18 protein-coding genes are annotated in these 17,454 nt (G+C 61.1%); 5 read left to right on the top strand and 13 right to left on the bottom strand.

What is annotated here, in order from left to right:
• Position 1: 1 nt before the first annotated feature.
• From P3T21_RS18935 to P3T21_RS18915, 5 genes are read right to left on the bottom strand one after another with little or no spacing between them, the layout of a single operon-like run.
• On the bottom strand, positions 2-709 hold the full coding sequence (locus P3T21_RS18935; RefSeq protein WP_429257467.1) for an ABC transporter ATP-binding protein: 708 nt from the start codon (positions 707-709) through the stop codon (positions 2-4).
• The gene (locus tag P3T21_RS18930; protein ID WP_429257466.1) at positions 681-1,439 is read right to left on the bottom strand and encodes an ABC transporter ATP-binding protein; all 759 of its coding nucleotides are present in this window, start codon (positions 1,437-1,439) and stop codon (positions 681-683) included. The genes P3T21_RS18935 and P3T21_RS18930 overlap by 29 nt, the downstream gene beginning before the upstream one ends.
• Positions 1,436-2,362, bottom strand: a complete 927-nt coding sequence (locus tag P3T21_RS18925) for a branched-chain amino acid ABC transporter permease (protein WP_429257465.1) — start codon at positions 2,360-2,362, stop codon at positions 1,436-1,438. Before P3T21_RS18925 ends, P3T21_RS18930 begins: the two co-directional genes overlap by 4 nt.
• Positions 2,363-2,372: 10 nt before the next feature.
• Positions 2,373-3,236 (bottom strand): branched-chain amino acid ABC transporter permease, encoded by an 864-nt coding sequence (locus P3T21_RS18920; RefSeq protein WP_429257464.1) that lies wholly within the window; start codon positions 3,234-3,236, stop codon positions 2,373-2,375.
• Positions 3,237-3,239: 3 nt separating this feature from the next.
• Positions 3,240-4,478: an ABC transporter substrate-binding protein gene (locus P3T21_RS18915; protein ID WP_429257463.1), complete on the bottom strand. Its 1,239-nt coding sequence runs from the start codon at positions 4,476-4,478 to the stop codon at positions 3,240-3,242.
• 440 nt (positions 4,479-4,918) lie between these two features.
• On the opposite strand from P3T21_RS18915, the gene P3T21_RS18910 reads away from it, so the two are divergent.
• Both P3T21_RS18910 and P3T21_RS18905 read left to right on the top strand, forming a co-directional pair.
• Positions 4,919-5,392 (top strand): FAD-dependent oxidoreductase, encoded by a 474-nt coding sequence (locus P3T21_RS18910; protein ID WP_429257462.1) that lies wholly within the window; start codon positions 4,919-4,921, stop codon positions 5,390-5,392.
• Positions 5,393-5,415: 23 nt separating this feature from the next.
• Positions 5,416-5,769, top strand: a complete 354-nt coding sequence (locus P3T21_RS18905) for a lipocalin-like domain-containing protein (protein ID WP_429257461.1) — start codon at positions 5,416-5,418, stop codon at positions 5,767-5,769.
• Positions 5,770-5,800: 31 nt separating this feature from the next.
• Here the strand turns inward: P3T21_RS18905 and P3T21_RS18900 are convergent, their stop codons facing one another.
• The 3 genes from P3T21_RS18900 to P3T21_RS18890 all read right to left on the bottom strand — a co-directional run bounded on the left by P3T21_RS18900 (position 5,801) and on the right by P3T21_RS18890 (position 8,534).
• Positions 5,801-6,064 (bottom strand): hypothetical protein, encoded by a 264-nt coding sequence (locus tag P3T21_RS18900; protein WP_429257460.1) that lies wholly within the window; start codon positions 6,062-6,064, stop codon positions 5,801-5,803.
• A gap of 385 nt (positions 6,065-6,449) precedes the next feature.
• On the bottom strand, positions 6,450-7,493 hold the full coding sequence (locus P3T21_RS18895) for a glycosyltransferase family 9 protein (protein WP_429257459.1): 1,044 nt from the start codon (positions 7,491-7,493) through the stop codon (positions 6,450-6,452).
• A gap of 147 nt (positions 7,494-7,640) precedes the next feature.
• The gene (locus P3T21_RS18890) at positions 7,641-8,534 is read right to left on the bottom strand and encodes a LysR family transcriptional regulator (protein WP_429257458.1); all 894 of its coding nucleotides are present in this window, start codon (positions 8,532-8,534) and stop codon (positions 7,641-7,643) included.
• A gap of 85 nt (positions 8,535-8,619) precedes the next feature.
• On the opposite strand from P3T21_RS18890, the gene P3T21_RS18885 reads away from it, so the two are divergent.
• From P3T21_RS18885 to P3T21_RS18875, 3 genes are all read left to right on the top strand, one after another.
• Complete coding sequence (locus P3T21_RS18885) at positions 8,620-9,396, top strand: NAD(P)H-dependent oxidoreductase (protein WP_429257457.1); 777 nt, start codon at positions 8,620-8,622, stop codon at positions 9,394-9,396.
• Positions 9,397-9,898: 502 nt separating this feature from the next.
• On the top strand, positions 9,899-11,452 hold the full coding sequence (locus P3T21_RS18880) for a phospholipase D family protein (protein WP_429257456.1): 1,554 nt from the start codon (positions 9,899-9,901) through the stop codon (positions 11,450-11,452).
• Positions 11,453-12,220 carry a hypothetical protein gene (locus P3T21_RS18875; RefSeq protein ID WP_429257455.1) on the top strand — a complete coding sequence of 256 codons (768 nt, stop codon included), beginning with the start codon at positions 11,453-11,455 and terminating at the stop codon, positions 12,218-12,220. It begins immediately after the preceding gene.
• A gap of 29 nt (positions 12,221-12,249) precedes the next feature.
• Here P3T21_RS18875 and P3T21_RS18870 read toward each other — a convergent pair whose 3' ends face one another.
• The 5 genes from P3T21_RS18870 to P3T21_RS18850 all read right to left on the bottom strand — a co-directional run bounded on the left by P3T21_RS18870 (position 12,250) and on the right by P3T21_RS18850 (position 17,328).
• Complete coding sequence (locus tag P3T21_RS18870) at positions 12,250-13,482, bottom strand: MFS transporter (protein WP_429257454.1); 1,233 nt, start codon at positions 13,480-13,482, stop codon at positions 12,250-12,252.
• 119 nt (positions 13,483-13,601) lie between these two features.
• Positions 13,602-14,408 carry an ABC transporter permease gene (locus P3T21_RS18865; RefSeq protein WP_429257453.1) on the bottom strand — a complete coding sequence of 269 codons (807 nt, stop codon included), beginning with the start codon at positions 14,406-14,408 and terminating at the stop codon, positions 13,602-13,604.
• A 17-nt stretch (positions 14,409-14,425) separates the two neighbouring features.
• Positions 14,426-15,226, bottom strand: coding sequence for an ABC transporter ATP-binding protein (locus P3T21_RS18860; protein WP_429257452.1), 801 nt, complete (start codon positions 15,224-15,226; stop codon positions 14,426-14,428).
• 29 nt (positions 15,227-15,255) lie between these two features.
• Complete coding sequence (locus tag P3T21_RS18855; RefSeq protein WP_429257451.1) at positions 15,256-16,293, bottom strand: ABC transporter substrate-binding protein; 1,038 nt, start codon at positions 16,291-16,293, stop codon at positions 15,256-15,258.
• A gap of 99 nt (positions 16,294-16,392) precedes the next feature.
• Positions 16,393-17,328 carry a TauD/TfdA dioxygenase family protein gene (locus P3T21_RS18850; protein WP_429257450.1) on the bottom strand — a complete coding sequence of 312 codons (936 nt, stop codon included), beginning with the start codon at positions 17,326-17,328 and terminating at the stop codon, positions 16,393-16,395.
• Positions 17,329-17,454: the final 126 nt, after the last annotated feature.

The raw sequence follows: 17,454 nt of genomic DNA, 5'->3' as shown, positions 1-17,454 counted from the left end.
ATCACACCCCAAGATAGAAGCGCTGAATATCGCTATCGTCCAGGAGCTCCCGGCCAGTCCCCTCACGCACGATGTGCCCCCGTTCCAGTACGTAGACGCGATCGGCAATGCGGAGCGTCGAAAGTGCATCCTGCTCGACCAGCAGAACGGCCGTCCCCGCGCGCCTGATGTCATCGATGGCATTGAAGATTGTTGCCTTCAGGCGGAGTGCCAGACCGACCGAAGGCTCGTCCAGCACCAGCAGCTTCGGTTTGCCCATCAATGCCCGTCCAACGGCCACCATCTGCTGCTCGCCGCCCGAAAGCGTCCCCGCCTGCTGCGACCGTCTTTCGCGCAAGGCTGGAAAGAGGCCAAAGACACGTTCAAGGTCGGACTCGATCCCGCCACGGTCTGCCCGCAAGTAAGCGCCGAGTCGCAGGTTCTTCTCTGCCGTCAATTCCTGGAATAGATGCCGACCCTCCGGGCAATGGCAGATGCCCTCTGCTACCACCTTGTACGCCGGCATGCCGGCCAGATCTTTTCCGTCGAACCTCACGGTGCCGGTGCTCGCGAGCACGCGGGAAATGGCACGCAACAGCGTGGTCTTGCCCGCCCCGTTGGAACCGATCACGCCCACCAGTTCACATGCGGCGACCTGAAGCGAGACGCGCTCGAGGACGACGGCTTTGCCGTACCGCACCTCAAGATTCTGTACGTCGAGCAGAGGCATAAGCATCCTCCGGTGTGCCGATATAAGCGGCGACAACCTGCGGTTGCAGCACCACGCGAGCGGGCTCGCCGTCCGCGATGATCTCGCCGAAATTCATGACGATCACACGGCTCGCCAGTTGCATCAGTTCCCGCAACCTGTGCTCGATCATCAACACGGTCAGTTCGTGACTGCCATGCAACTGATGGATCAATGCAGCCAGGTTCCCGGCTTCGCTGGCACCGAGACCTGCGAACGGCTCGTCCAGTAGCAGCAGACGCGGCTCTGTGGCGAGTGCTCGTGCGATTTCGAGTCGACGCAGATCGCCATGCGACAACGCATGCGTCTGCAGCGATGCTTTGCCCTCGAGGCCGACACGCTCGATAATTTCCAGGGCACGCCTGCGTGGCATTTTCCTGCAGCGGACTCTGGGCGCGAGACAGCCGACCATGACGTTCTCCTCGACGCTCATCCCGGCAAACGGGCGACATAGCTGAAATGTCCGGGCGCAGCCAAGGTTGACGATCCGGTCGGGCGCCAATCCCGTCAGACGGCTTCCATTGAAGTGGACTTCGCCGCGGTCGGCCGTCATGAATCCGGTCAGCAGATTGAATAGCGTCGTCTTGCCTGCCCCGTTTGGACCAAGGATCGCCGTGATTTCGCCGGTCGAGATGACAAAGGAAACATTCCTGACCGCGTGAACACCCCCGAAGCCTTTGCACAATCCCTTCGCATCCAGTAGCGCTGTCATTCACGGGCTCCGCGCATCGACCGCCAAAGCGGGGCAACGAGCCCGTCTGGTCTGAGGAATACGACGAAAATCAGCACCAGGCTGTACGCAAGCAACCGGAACTCCCCTACGCCGCGTAACAGCTCCGTCAGAACGGTCAGCAAAATCGCGGCGCCTGCAGCGCCGTAAATCGAGCCGATTCCGCCCACGTACGCCATCGTGATGATCAGAACCGAAACGAACACGGAAAAGAGTTGCGGGCTGACCTGCAACTGATAGTGCGCATACAGTGCTCCACCGAGACCAGCGGGCGCAGCGCTGATCGCGAAGGCGGCGATCTTGTAGAAGGTGGTGCTGTGTCCGCTTGCGAGGCAGGCTGCTTCATCGCCGCGAATCGCCCGAAGGATCAATCCCCATCGCGAACGTGCGATCGCGAGCAATGTGGCGACGACCGCTGCCAGACAGAACAGGGCCAGATAGTAAAACGCAAGCGGAGACTGCAGCAGCGGAGCAATGCCCTGGATGCCATCTTCGCCGCCTGTATATGTCCAGAAGATCAGCGTAACGCGCTGCATGATCGCCGCAGCAGCGAGCGTGGCTAACGCAAAATACGGTCCGCTCAGGCGCAATGTCGGCACGCCCACGGCCACGCTGAACGCCACCGCGACTGCGACTGCGGCCGGCAGACTGAGCCACGGGTTTGCGAGCCAGACTGTGTTGAGAAACCCCGCGGCATAGGCACCGGTGCCGATGAACAGCGCGTGACCGAAATTTTCGCGGCCGGTCAGGCCGGACATGAAATCCCAGCTCGCGGCCCATATGCCGTAGATCGCGCCAAGCGTCAGTACGCCGAGAAAATAGCGGCTCGGGAAAATGAATGGCAGGACGATCAGTACAACGATGGCGCCGGTCGCGCCCACAGCGTTCGCGTGCCGCCTCAGCATACTGATCTCCTCAGAAAGTCGGCTTTCCGAACATGCCAGCGGGCCTGAATATGAGCGTGAGAAACACGGCGGCGAGGGACACCAGTTCAGTCCATGAAGCGGAGAATGCATACGCAACGATGGTCTCGGCGTAGCCCAGCATCAGTGCTGCCAGAATGCTCCCTCGAATCGACCCCAGCCCGCCGACGATCACGATGGAAAAAGCCTTGACCATGGGCAGGAGACCCATACCCGGCTGCACAGTGAGAAATGGCGCGGCCAGCACGCCCGCAATGGCCGCAAGCGCGGCCGACATGCCCATCACCAGCGCGAAGACCCGGTCGCCGGGGATGCCCATGTACTGGGCCGCTTCATTGTCGCCAGAAAGTGCGAGGATCGCTGAACCCAACCGGGTTCCATGAATAAAGACCCACAACATTGACAGCAACGCACAACTCACGGCGAGAGCAAGCAGGCGCTGCGCGCTCACGTCCACCCCGGCGATCGCCACCTTGCCCGCGACGAAACCCGACACATTGCGGTACTCGGAACCGAAGCCGAGAAAGAGCAGTTGCTCCACGACCAGCGACGTCGCGAGCGTGATCATCAGAACGGCAAGACCTGAATGGCGCAACGGACGGATCAAGATCCGCTCAAGACTGACACCAAAACCCGCGACGAAGAGCACTGCCAGCAGGGCCGCGACAATCAGTGGCATGTTGAAACGGGCGGTCAGGAAGTACGTCGCATAGGCGCCCAGAGCATAGAACGAGCCGTGCGCCAGATTTAGCGTGCGCGCCACCCCGAAGACAAGCGTGAACCCCACGGCGAGCATCGCGTAGATGGAACCGGTCACAGCCCCGTAGATAAGGATTTCGGTCACGGCGGCCGGCAACGGCTACTGCCTCATCCACGGTGGCATGATCAACCTTCCGGTACGCAAATCCTTCGGCCACACAATCGCGCGCGTTCCGTTGTCCTGCCATTGCGAGAACCGCACATTCACATATCCCGGGCCAGCGCGCACATCGTGCGCCTCGTCGAAGGTCACGCGTCCGACAACACCCACATGATCTGTTTTCTCCAGTTGCGGGATCAGCGCTTCAGCGCTCGTGCTGCTGGCGCGCTCCACGGCCTCGGCGTAGATGTACGTGGCATCGTACGCGCCCGGGGCGGTGTACACCGGCGCCCGATGGTAGCGACCGAGGAATGCATCCCAGAACGGAATGGTTTTGGGCGTCACCGGCGCGCGCACCGCGCTAGCCGTCGTAAACTCGCCGATCGATTTGCCACCGAGCCGCTGGTAGAAGTCGGCATCCTGACTCTTCGTGTCGATGCCACCCATCAACAGCGGGACACGCGCGTCGTACCACTGCTTCACGAAGGTATCGCTCGATGTGTGAGACAGGAGAACCACCATGAATTGCGCGCCGCTCTCTCTGGCTTTGGAAAACAGTGGCGAAAAATCGGTGGTCTGTGCGTCGAATAATTCGGTCATGCGCACTTCGATTCCGGCCGCGGCGATGCCCGTCTTCAGGGTCGGCACGATGTCCTGCGCCCATCTGGCGTTTTCTCCGACGATGGCGACGCGGGAATACGCCAGCTCGCCTTTGAGTGTCCCAGCGACAAAATCGACGAGGCCCTCTGCCAGGTGTATGGAGTTGACGGGATTCACGCGGAAGAAATATTTGTAGCTGGCGTAGTCGCTCTTCACTTTCGCCGTGATCGAGGGCGAAGCGGCGCCGATGCCGAGATAGATCGTCTTCGACTGCGCGACGTGCGGCATTTCCGCAAGCGCCACGCCGCTCGAATAACCACCGATCAGTACATCGACCTTGTCATCGGCGGTTAGCTTCCGGATCGCGCTGATGCCTTGTTCCGGGTTTTCCGTTTCATCGGCAACGACCATTTCCAGTTTCCGGCCGAGTACGCCACCCTTCGTGTTGATCTCGTCGATCGCCATCTGCACGGCGTCCACGGCGTCGCGGCCAACCTGTAGCTGGATCGCCGCAGGCACGCCAATCCGGATCGGTCGCGCTGCCTGTGCCACGACCGACGTGCCCGCAATGAGATCGACCAGCAAAACACCGAGAAGAATGACTAGCGACTGAGTCAATCGCACACGTCGGTTCGTCATGGAAAGCTCCTCATCCGGCTCGCAGCGTCGCACGGCCACTGCCGCCATCTTGCGCGTTCCTCTAACGAATAGCACTTTTTTCAGCGAAGCTCATCTCATGGTCATCCGGTACGGCTGGACGCGGGACCGACGCCGTGATCGATGCCGCGCGATGCCGGATCGACGCGCCGAAGCTTCATCGGGTGAGTCGCATGCACGCGAGCTCATACGCATGGACGTCCGACATCGTCGAACTACCGCGTATTCCCGTCGAAGACTGGGTGTCGCCAGGCACCGTCGGCAACTAACCGCCGTTGTGCATTCGCGATCGCCCTCCGTCGTTCGTCTATCGATAGCAGCGCGCCCACGGTGACGGTAGTTCACGCAACAACTGCCGCATATACTGATTGCTGAAATGCAGTTCTCTTTCCGTGCCGATTTCACTTCGAGCAGGGGCCAGCGTGAAGAGCACCAGAGTCACCGATGGCGAAGCACTGCCGGTGAGCGCGCCGGTGGGTGACAGTTTTGACGTCATCGTCGCCGGTGCCGGTCTCGCCGGGTGCACGGCGGCGCGCCTGTTCGCGATGGAAGGTCTGCGTGTCGCGCTGGTGAAACACCACAACGACATCTCGGCTTTCAAGCAGTTATGTACGCATTTCATCCAGGCATCGGCCACACCAACGCTGCGACGTCTGTGCCTTGACCACCTGATTGAAGAGGCCGGCGGCATTCGCAGTGGCATCACAAGAATACGATCCACTCACCCGCCCTGCGCGGCCCAATATGCTCCCACGTGCTGGAGACCACCATGCGATCCATATTCAAAATCTTGCCTGCCTGGGCAATGGTCGTCGTTGCACTCTGTTTCTCGTCACCCGATGTGCTCGCCCAGACAGCAGCGGACATTGTCGGATCGTGGTCACTGGTCTCGTTGACCGTGTCGAGGAGTGGAAGCGACATGGAATTGCTGGGCCCCCATCCTGAGGGGCAACTGATATTTGGCAGCGACGGCCACTATGTTCTGGTCGGGGTTCGTGCCGATCTGCCAAAGTTCACATCGGGTAGCCGCCTGTCGGGAACATCCGAGATGAACCAGAAAATCGTCGAGGGTAACGTCGCGCATTTCGGAACCTACACAGTCGACCCTGCCGGACACGTGATTGTTTTTCACATTCAAAGAAGCACATTTCCGAATTGGGACGGCGACGTCCAGCAGCGGCCGTTCACGCTGGTAGGCACCCGATTAACCTATGTCACGCCGGGTAGCTTTGGATATGGGTCGGCGAAGGTCGTGTGGGAACGCACAAAGTGACTGAAGCGCAGGCGGACACGCCTGCAATCCGCTATTGGCGCGGAGTCAGATCATTCTCTGTTTCCTCCGCAGGCCGTTTCGTGTCATTCGTTTGAGCGTGCCCGTTGCGCGGAACGGGCGCCGCGCATTTCTCCAGCGCGGCCGCCGTCCTTTTCGCGAGCGCGACGGTCTCTTCGCACGCGGCGATATCGCTGAAGATGCGGCAGCCGCCACCTGCATCGATTTTTGCCAATGCTGAGCGTATTTTGGCGAGCCCCGCTTCCGGCGAGCCGTTGTCCGCGATCAGCGCGGCCACGTTGAATACACTCCCGGCAGGTGTCGTCACAAGCTCCGGGCACGCAGGTCTTGCGTGCGCACCCGCTATGAGTAACGTCGCCGCCATTCCGATGGCCCAGCCCCGATGGCGACGTGTCAAACCGGCTAGCGTACTCATCAACGCACCCTCATCAGACGAATGCCGCTGCGACACGTCCGTCGCGTGACGCGGCTTCAAGTGCAACGGTAACGCGCCATGATTCCGCCGAACGTTGCCTGCCGCGCACGCGCCGCCACTTCCCTGCGCAGCATCGGTGCGTGCATCCGCGCGATCGGCCTGGTTACATTGTCGCGGGCGGGCGACCCGCGTGATCTGCAGGCTGGGTGTAAATGGCTATCTGGTCGCGTTGCTCACGCGCCATCGCCTAAGCCAGGTCAGGCAGAGGAAGCGCCTCGCGGATCACGGCGCTGAAAGCCTGCTCGACCATCGCAATATCCCGGTCCCGATTGCTCGCATGGATGCCGCGCAACTGCGGCAACTCGAGCTTGACCGCGTGGCACGCCGGGTAGTCGCGCACGCGCAGCTCTGGCGCGATCGTCGTAAAGAACGCTGTCGTTGGAACATTGAAGCCTGCTGCGACGTGAACGGCGGCCGTGTCGCAAGTCATCACGAAGCGCGCGCCTCGAACCAGTGCGAGGAAGTGAGCCGTGTCTCTCGACTCGGGCAGCACGTCGATATATCGAGCGTGATTCACCGGCCCAAAGCCGAGCACCGGGAGATCGTATCGTTCTATCAGCCGTTCAACGAGATCGGCGCGAATGTGTTGAGGAATGCTCCGTACCGGTGTGCTCGCCGTTGAACAAAGCAATACGTAGGGCTGATTCTGCCACTTGCGGGGAACGGCAGGCAGCGATATATCCGCGAGCCACTGGTTCGCCTTCTCTTGAGGCTGAACGCCGGACGCGTCGACGCCAAGCGCACCCAGAAAAAAATCGATCATCGGCAGCGTCGTGAAGTCCGGCCAGAAAAGGTGATTGCCGACATCGATCACGGTTGCCTCATCGGGGAGCTCATGGTGAGAGCACGGCAGCGTGATGATGTTCGACAGCAGGTCGCCTGCCAGGGCATAGAGTTCCTGCACGTATTCCGGTGCGCGGGCTGGCCGGTATAGCGAGAACCGTAGATCGGGGAATGCGCTCTTTATGGCCGAAATCGCCGTGAGCCCGATGATCGAGTCGCCGAGCGTCACGCCCATCCCGTTGAGGACGTGGATGGCGGACGCCGCGCGGTAATCAATCGTGAAAGGACACGCGCTTGCGTTCAGGATTCGCGGGTGATGAGCGGCTGCGCGATATCCTTCAATTTCGTCACCGCCCTCCTCGAGATCATACGAAGCCACGAGAAGCCCGTCCGCGGAAAGGAGAGATCCGGGGTATGTGAGCGCGTCAGCAGGGCTCAATGCAGTCATAACGACTATTCCCGATACGTGTGGCGGCATCCGTTTTACAGCGCGTCCCCGGTCAACCCGGCGCTGCCTGCTGCGCCTGAACGCGTCCCGGCGGTCAGACGCGACTATGCCGATAGAAGACGGAGGGATGCGCACATTGTGCACGGATCACACCGAATCTGCGATGTACTCACGCAGCCATTGATGCGCGGGGTCGCGATGGGAGCGCTCATGCCAGAGCATGGCCATCTCGTAGCCGGGTACCTCGACAGGTGGCTCGACGACCCGCAGCATGCTGGTGTCGCGGACCAGGCGCGAAGGTACCATCGCCACGAGGTCTGTGCTCGCGAGGACCGACATCATGAACAGGAAGTGCGGAACGGAAAGCACCACCCGACGCGTCAGGCCGGCCTCTGACAGCACTTCATCCGTGATACCGCTAAAGCCGCCGCCATCCGTCGACACGATCACGTGATCGAGTTCGCAGAATTGCGAAAGCGTGGGTCGTCTTTTCAGGCGCGGGTGACCCGCGCGGCCCGCCAGAACATAGCGCTCCGTAAAAAGCGCCCGGCGACGCAAGCCGGACGGAGCCCCCTCGCTGGTGTGAAAAGCAAGATCAATCTCCCCCTGTTCCGCTTGCCTCGCTATGCGTGACGGAACAAGTTCAAGGACCGCCAGCCGGGCACCCGGCGCAGCCGAACGAAGTCCGATCAGAGCTGGCAGCACGATCGTCGATTCGCCATAGTCGGCAGCGGCAACACGCCACGTATGACTCGCCTCGGCTGGATCAAAAGGGCTTGCGGGCGACACCGCGCGCTCAAGTGCATCAAGTGCCTGTCGCAAAGGTTCGCGCAACTCATCGGCCCTCGCGGTGGGCCTCATTCCTCGTGGCCCCGGCAGCAACAGAGGGTCTCCGAAAATGTCCCGCAGCCTGGCGAGATGAACGCTTACCGATGGTTGGGAGAAGTTCAGACGCTGTGCCGCACGGGTCACATTGTGTTCCGAAAGGAGGACATCCAGTGTGACCAGCAGGTTGAGGTCCAGTCTTCGAAGATTATTCATGTTAATACCTGCAATATTGGATATTCATTTCCAATATACCTGCTACAGACCTACTCTGCTGTCTTCCAGCAACGGAGGTTTAATCATGAATGTTCTTCTTGTCTACGCTCATCCCGAGCCCAGATCATTGAATGGCTCGCTCAGGGATTTCTCGGTCAAACGGCTTGAGGACGCGGGGCACGTCGTGCAGGTATCAGACCTGTACGCGATGAAGTGGAAAGCATCGCTCGACGCAAACGACAGTCTCGACAGGCAGGCCGATGCGCGCTTCGATCCCGCTCTCGACTCACAGCGTGCGTTCGAGAATGGCCGGCAGAGCAAAGACATCGCGCTCGAACAGGACAAGCTGATGTGGGCGGATGCAGTCATCCTGCAGTTTCCGCTGTGGTGGTTCTCGATGCCGGCGATCCTGAAAGGCTGGGTAGAGCGCGTCTATGCGTATGGCTTCGGGTATGGCGTCGGAGAACACTCCGACGCCCGCTGGGGCGACCGGTATGGCGAAGGCACGCTGGCAGGAAAGCGGGCGATGCTGATCGTCACGGCGGGCGGATGGGAGTCTCATTACGGCCCGCGCGGTATCAATGATCCAATGGATGATGTGCTCTTTCCCATCCAGCACGGGATTCTGTATTACCCCGGCTTCGACGTCCTGCCACCGTTCGTGATCTATCGGACAGGCCGGATTGACGCTGCAGCCTTTCCAGAGATCTGTGATGCGCTGGGACAACGTCTGGATGACATCGGGAAGACCGCGCCGATACCATTTCGTCCACAGAACGCGGGGGCGTACACCATCCCGGAACTCACGCTGCGGCCTGATATTGCTCCGGACGAGTCCGGCTTCGCTGTGCACATCGCATAGAAATTGCGCCGTCGTGCGCGGCCTTCCGCCGCTACTCACCCGCAAGCGAAGGCAGTTCACGCATGAACGCGTCGCGTGCCCGAACGCCAGCCGCGCCCGGCTCTTTCCTGTCGTCCTGAATGAGGCGGGCGAACACGAGGGTCGTATTGCCCTTCGTTGCCCAACTGACGAACCCGCCGTGGGGATGATTTTCGTCCAGGGTTCCATCGGGTTCGCGCGATATACCATTCCTCGGTCACTCACGGGCCGTCACTCTACCGCGCCAGCCCGGGAGCGGCAAACCCAGCCCGTAATCTCGCGCGACCGGCGCCCGCGTGTTGATCCGCTCCGGCCCGGGACACTGTTCTGATTGAAGGCAAGGTCAAGTTCAGGTTCTAATGTCGGCTACACCTGAACATCTGGATGCGCAGTTGCAAGCCCGGCGCGCGCCGCGTCTGACCGGTGTGACGCTGCACCGGGCGGTTATGCTCAGGCCGGCCCGATTAAGGAATCAAAAAAAAAGATGACGATGCTTCGCAGCACTCTCGCGGTCTTCCTTGTCCTGTTTCTATCCGCCTGCGTCAGTCTGCCGCCGCAGGCAGATCGCACCGCCACACACGCGCTCGAAGACACGAACACCACACGTCTCGGCACGATGCTGATGCCGGAAGTGCACAGGCATCCGGACCAGAGCGCCTTTCACCTGCTGCCCGATGGCATCGACGCGCTGCTCGCACGCATCGTACTGACCGGGCAGGCCGACCGCACGCTCGACCTTCAGTACTACATCTGGCACGACGACCTCACAGGGCGCCAGCTCGCCGACGGCGTACTCAGGGCCGCCGACCGGGGCGTCAGAGTTCGCGTACTGCTCGACGATCTGGGAACAGGCGCCGACGACAAGGTTCTGCTCGCGATCGCCTCTCACCCGAATATCCAGGTGCGGCTCTTCAATCCGGTGGCGAGCCGCACCTTCAAGACGCTCGGCACGGCGCTCGAATTCGGCCGCGTGAACCGGCGCATGCACAACAAGTCGCTGATCGCGGACAACCAGGCTGCGATACTCGGCGGCCGCAATATCGGCGACGAATACTTCGGCGCGTCCAGCGACGTCTCGTTCGGCGATCTCGACGTGCTGACGTTCGGCCCCGTCGTGCATCGGGTTTCCAGTGCATTCGACCAGTTCTGGAATTCTGACGCGGCCTATCCGATCGAATCCCTGACCGGTCATCCCGCGGCGCCCGATGCGCTGGCCATGTACCGCGTGAAGCTGACCGCAGCGATCGCCGCGCAGCAGGATTCGCCATACGTCGTTCAGGCGAAGCAACGTCTCGCGAAACTCGTCGCTGCACGCGATCCGGAGTTTTCGTGGGGTAAGGCGACGCTGCTCTACGACGACCCGGCCAAGATCACCCGTTCGCCGGACGATCCGCAGGGTCATCTGCTGACCCAGTTCGATGCACTCAGCGTGACGCCGGACAGGCAGATGCTGATCATCTCGCCGTACTTCGTGCCTGGCAAAAAGGGCGTCGAGTGGATGCGCGCGCAGACGGCGCGCGGCGTGCGCGTGACGATCCTGACCAATTCGCTCGCGGCAACCGACGTCGCGGCCGTCCACGCCGGTTACCAGCGTTACCGCAAGAATCTGCTGGACGCGGGCGTGCATCTGTACGAACTGAAACCTGCCGAAACCGAAGACCCGACAGCGAAAAAGAAATCGCTGCTGGGTTCGTCGAAGGCCTCGCTGCATGCAAAAACCTACGTCTTCGACAGAACGAGCATCTTCATCGGCTCGATGAATTTCGACCCGAGGTCAATCACACTCAATACGGAAATTGGCGTCTACTGCGAGAGCGATGCAATCGCTGCGCAGGTGGCGGACGGGCTCGAACCGAAGCTCGACCAGATCGCGTGGCGGCTCGAGGAACGTACGGACGCCAACGGCGCGAGCCGGATCGTGTGGATCGACACCGCGCCGGACGGCACGGTGAAAGAACTCGACGAGCCCGGAGTGTCCAGCATGAAACGCATCGGCATCTGGTTCCTCGGACTACTGCCAATTGAATCGGAGCTTTGAATGGAACAATTCGTCAATCATCCGCTTGAACTCTTCCTGATCGACATGGTGCTGATGTCGCTGGCCGCATGGTTTGGCGCCGCCGTGTTACGCGGCAAAAAGCCACTCGATAACGCGACCCGCGAGGACTTCGCCGTAGTCCAGTCCGCTACGTTGACGCTCCTTGCGCTGGTAATCGGCTTCAGTCTCTCGATGGCGGTCGGCCGCTACGACCAGCGCAAGAATTACGAAGAAGATGAAGCGAACGCGATTGGGACAGAGTTCATCCGCGCGGACCTGCTGCCCGCTTCAGAAGCGGCAAGCACGCGCACGCTCCTGCTGAAATATCTCGACCAGCGCATTCAGTACTATCGGGTCAGCGACCTGCAACAACTCGCCCAGGTCAACGCGACCACGGCGCAACTGCAAACGGACATGTGGACGGCAGTCCGCAGCGGTGCGGCTGCTCAACCCAATCCCGTCACCGCGCTGGCGATCGCCGGAATGAACGATGTGATCAACGCGCAGGGATACACGCAGGCTGCATGGTGGAACCGCATCCCGTTTGCCGCCTGGACGCTGATGACCCTGATCGGACTGGGCTGTAACCTGCTCGTCGGCTACGGGTCGCGCACCGGCAAGGTGAAGGTCAGGTTTCTGCTGATCATGCCGCTGGTCGTCTCGTTGTCGTTCATGTTGATCGCGGACATCGACAGCCCGCGCAACGGCATCATCCGCGTGGTGCCGCAGAATCTGATCAACCTCGCGCAATCACTACCCAAGCCGTGAGCGGCACCTTAAAACCCCGGTCAAAATAATCAGGCGTCGTCCTGGTGCGCCGGCGCCGTCGGGCTGAACCGATAGATCGCCGTGCCCACTGCCAGCGGAACAGCGGTGAACAGGAACAGCCGCGAGTACAGCGCCGGATTCGTCAACCCCGCCGCTCTCACGTGCTCGGTGATCCAGCCAAAGCAACTGCTCGTCAGCGCGATGCCGAGAAACACCATGCTGTTGAGTAATCCAAGGCTGAGCCCAAGCCGATGCGGTGGAATGATCGCTCGCGCCTGCGACATCACAAGTGGATGAATCGATCCGACCGAGAACAGCACGCAGATCAGCGCCACGCTGAGCACCGCACTGCCGCCCGGACTCGCCGCGAGCAGCAGTGCAGCGACCACACCCAAAACAAGCCACGCCGACGAGATCGCTTTCGGCGCCCAGTATCGAACGGCAACCGGCACGCAGAACGATGCGGCAATGGCTACGATGCTCGTCACCGTCATCGCGTTTCCGCGTGCGATCACATCGAAACCGAACACGTCGGCGAGATACGGGCCGCCCCACGACGTCCGGAACGTGCTGCCGACCGATAACGCGAGGCACGCCGGCATCAGCGTCCAGAAACGTGTCGAGCCGCTGGCCGATGCCCTCGCCTGCTGCGATTCAACCGCTTTCGTCGCGGGCGCAGGCTCATTGCTACGACGCACGAAGCACAGCACGCCGACCGTCGCGCACAGTATCGCAACCGCTGCTGTCGCCATCACCGGACGCCAGCCGAAGCTGGCCGTCGCACGGCTCAACGGAAAGGCGGCAAGCAGCGCACCGGCCATGCCGATGGCGCTCGCCGTCGTCACCGCGCGCACGTTTCGATGGCCGTGCCCGGTGCGCAGCACATGATTGAGCAGGCCGATGAAGATCGGCGCGCAGCCGATCCCGATGCCCGCCTGCGCGAAGATCGCGAGCGGCGCACTCGACGTGACCGACAGCAGTACCGCGGACACCGTGCCGATGCCCATCAGCGCGGCCGTCGGAAGACGAACGCCATAGCGGTCGAACAGCATGCCGATCGGTAATTGCGCGAGTGAGAAAACGAGAAAGAATGCGCCAGCAAACCAGCCGAACATCTGCGGCGAAAAATGAAAACTGTCGATCAGCTGCGAGGAAATAACAGCAATGTAGCTGCGAAAAAACTGGCTCAGCACGTAGCTGAAAGTCAGGGCCCACAGACCGTAATCCGTGGATGATGACGATGACGATGAGGTTGAAGTCACGCGGTTCCGGGTAGAGGCCAAGGCTGAAGTCCGACGAAGGTGTCGTCATCATACAGGGTCCCTCGCCACGGCACGCCGTGCTGCCTCGCGCACGACGTTCGATGGAAACGGTTGCGCGCTCATCCTTTCCATGCGGTCAGACGTCGCTCGGCGATCACGACCACCTGATTGAACGCGAGTCCGAGCACGGACAGCGTAATGATGCCCGCGTACATCTTCGGAATCTCGAAGGTGAACTGCGAGTAGTTGACGAGGTAGCCGAGACCGGCCTTCGCACCCACCATTTCCGCAGCGATCAGCACGAGAATCGAATACGCACCGGCAACGCGTATGCCGGTAAACACGGTCGGCACCGAAGCCGGCAACACGACCTTGTAAAAGAGTCTCAATGGCGACAGTCCCATCGAACGCGCCGAGCGGATCAGCAGCGGATCGACATTGCGCACGCCGCTCACCGTATTGAGCACGACCGGCCAGATGCATGAATACACAACCATCGAAATCTTCGACGTCTCGCCCATGCCGAGTATCAGTACGAATACGGGCAGAATGGCGAGCGGTGCGGTATTGCGGAAGATTTCGAGCAGCGGGTTGAGGATATCGGCGAGCGCGCGATACCAGCCGATAAAGAGTCCCAGCGGCACGCCGATCGCTATCGCAATGACAAAACCGCCTAGCGCCCGGCCGGTGCTCGCGAGCAGATGCGAAGTCAGCTCTCCGGAAACCAGCATTTCGACCAGCGCGCGCGCGACCGTGGAAAACGGCGGAAGAAATGTAGCATCGACCCAGCCGAGACGCGGCAACGCCTCCCACAGCGCGATGAAGACGACAATCGCAATGCTGTTGCGAAAGAGCCGCGGCAACGTCGTCGCAAGATATGTCGCTATCGGGCGCGACGTTGGGTTCAGCGTAGTGAGTGTGCTCATGGCGTAAGGAAATGTCATCAGGCGGCGCGCGCCACGTGAAGCCGTGGCGCTTCGCTGCGGTGGTGGATCAGTTGCCATATCTGGTGCCGAAGCTCGACGAATTCGGGTGTCGCGCGCAGATCTCCAGCGGGATCATCACGATTCAGGCGCACGTCGAGCGAGTGTGTGACGCGGCCCGGCGCGGCCGCCATCACGAGCACGCGCTGCCCGAGATACACCGCTTCCTCGATGCCGTGCGTGATAAACACGATCGTCTTGCCCGTCTGCTGCCAGATGCGCAGCAGTTCGTCCTGTAGCGTCTCGCGCGTCTGCGCGTCGAGCGCGGCGAACGGTTCGTCCATCAGAAGCACGTCCGGATCGTACGAAAGCGAACGGGCGATCGCCACGCGCTGCTTCATGCCACCGGACAGCTCGTGCGGGTACCGGTCTTCGAAGCCCGCGAGCCCGACCAGATCGAGCCAGTAGCGCGCACGGTCGACGCGCTGCGCTTTCGGTACGCCTTTGGCTTCTAGCCCGAATTCGATATTCCCTTGTGCGGTTTTCCACGGAAACAGCGCGTATTGCTGGAGCACGATGCCGCGATCGAGGCCCGGCCCGGCGATCGGGTTGCCGCCCGCCAGAATGCTGCCGCTATCGGGCGTCGTCAGACCGCCAATCAGATCGAGCAGCGTGGTCTTGCCGCAGCCGCTCGGACCCACCAGCACGAGAAACTCCCCGGCTGCAACGTCGAAGGACACGTCCTGCAGAACAACGAAGTGCCCGCGCCGGTTCAGATGAAACCCCTTGGCAATGTTGCGTACGCTGATGGTGGCGCCCATGTGCGATTCTCCTTGAGCTGCGTCGTGGGTCAAGAACCCGGCTGGCGACTGCCCAGCGCCTCGTTGAACGGGTTGAACTGGTTGGTATAGATATCGTCCGCCTTGACCTGACCGGGTTTCAGGACGCCGTTGCTGACGTACCAGTCGACATAGGTCGGAAACTCGCTCGTGCTGATCACACCGCCCTTGCCTCCGACGCCCGCCGATTTCCAGTAACGCACGATGGTTTTGTCTTCGTTGCGGTTGCGCGCCTGCACGATCTTTTCAAGCCGCGCAACGACTTCCGCACGCGGCGTCTTCTGCGTCCACTCGATGGCCCGCGCGGTGCCTTCGACGAATTTGCGCACCGTGTTCGGGTTTTGCTGGATGAAACGGTCGGTGAAAATGTAGCTTGCGTAACCGAAGCTGCCGAGCAACTGATAGTCCGTCGTCAGCAAGGTCGCGCCGCCTTCGGCGAGCAGCTTGTCCTTGATGATGTCTTCGAGGAAAATCGCATCCAGCTGCTTCTGCTTGAGAAGCTGCGCAAGATTGACCGGCGGCGCTGCGACAAAGGTGATCTTCTGGATATCCTCTTTCGATACACCCGATTTTTCCAGCCACGCGGTGACGAGATACTGCTCATATGCGCCCGGCGTGTTGACGCCGACCTTGTGTCCCACCAGATCATGGGCATTTTTGATCGGGCTGCCTTGCAGCACGAAGAGGCCGCCGTTGGTGTCCTTGTCGGCACCCACATAGGACAGGACTGCCTTGATCGGCGCGTGGGCTGCCGCGAGCTTCACGATGGAACCGTTGAACGCCCCGCCGAAATCCACGTCGCCGGTCACGGCCGCCTGAATGTCCTGCGGCCCGCTCGTCGTGTTGCCCACCCACTTGAGTTTGATCGGCGCAAGGTAGCCAAGATCTTCCGCCAGTTCGGGGTACAGCACCTTGCTTGCCCAGCCCTGATAGCGCAGCTCCAGTTTTTCCGGCGCCTGCGCGTGCGCCAGCGGGCCGGCTGTCAAAAGAAGACCCGCCACCAGCACGACGACCATGCTGCGCCACGTGCTCCATAGAATTGCTTTCATGCGTTGCCTGTTAGTCCGCGTCCGTGAAGCCAGTTAGCAAAAAAGCGCGACGTCGTGCCTGCAAGGCGCGCCTTTATCCGGTCCTTTTAAAGCAGGTCTTTAGAACGCGCCGTCGTGTTCGAGCGTAACGCGGTGAATCCGCCGGCGTGCCGATCCATAGTCACGCGCCGCGTAATGCTGCACCTGACGGTTGTCCCAGATCGCCACATCGCCCTGCTTCCATTCGAAGCGCGCCTGGACTTCCGGCGTCTTGATCAGGTCGTACAGGTAGTTGAGCAGACTCTGGCTCGCGGTCTTCGACACGCCGAGCAGATGGCTCGTGTGGCCTTCGTTGACGAACACCAGCTTTCGGCCATTCTCGGGATGCGTCTTGATGACGGGTACTTCGATCGGCGGGTACTTCTGCGCCGCATCGCGAACACGTGCGAGCTTTTCTTCCAGCGTTTCCTCGGAGGTGCCCGGCGGCAGGTCGTAGCCGCTCAGCAGATCGGAAAGCGCCTGCTTTTTCGGCGACGCGAGGAATGTGTTCACCGCGCGCAGCTTTTCAAAGTAGCGCGCGAGATCCGGGTCGAGCAGATCATAGACCCCTGCGGACGAGGTCCAGATCGTGTCGCCGCCACCGCCTTCCGGAATGTCCTGTGCGTGCAGCACAGTCGCTTTAGGTGGCTGAGGCTGCCACGAGACGTCGACGTGCCAGTTATCCGTGCCGCCCGACTGCGTCCTTTCGCTATGGGCGATCACCTCGATTTCCGGAAATCCGGCTACAGCAGGCAGATAGATGTTCTTGCGGATCGGGTTACCGAAGATGCGTGCGAGCGCAACGTGCTGTTCCGGCGTGAGCGTCTGCTCGCGAATGAAAATGACGCCGTGGTCGACAAGTGCCTTGTTTAGCGTGCTGCGATTGTCGTCGCTGAGCGGGCGTGACAGATCGACGTTTTCAATGACAGCACCGATCAACGGCTTGTAGCGCCGCACACGGATGTCCTGATGGGCGCTACCTGACTGCGAAACCGGATTTTCGAGCACGGTGCTCATGGCGTTTCTCCTCGGGTGAACGGATGTGGTCTGGATCAGCGTCCAGACATGAAAACAGGCACGTCCATGAGGAACAACGAAGCATTTCGCCAATCGATATCGAACGAAAATCGATTCACATAGACC

The organism is Paraburkholderia sp. GAS334 (assembly GCF_050436625.1).
GTDB lineage: Bacteria > Pseudomonadota > Gammaproteobacteria > Burkholderiales > Burkholderiaceae > Paraburkholderia.
The sequence above is the reverse complement of the archived record's forward strand: the minus strand, read 5'-3'. Positions and strand labels throughout refer to the sequence as shown.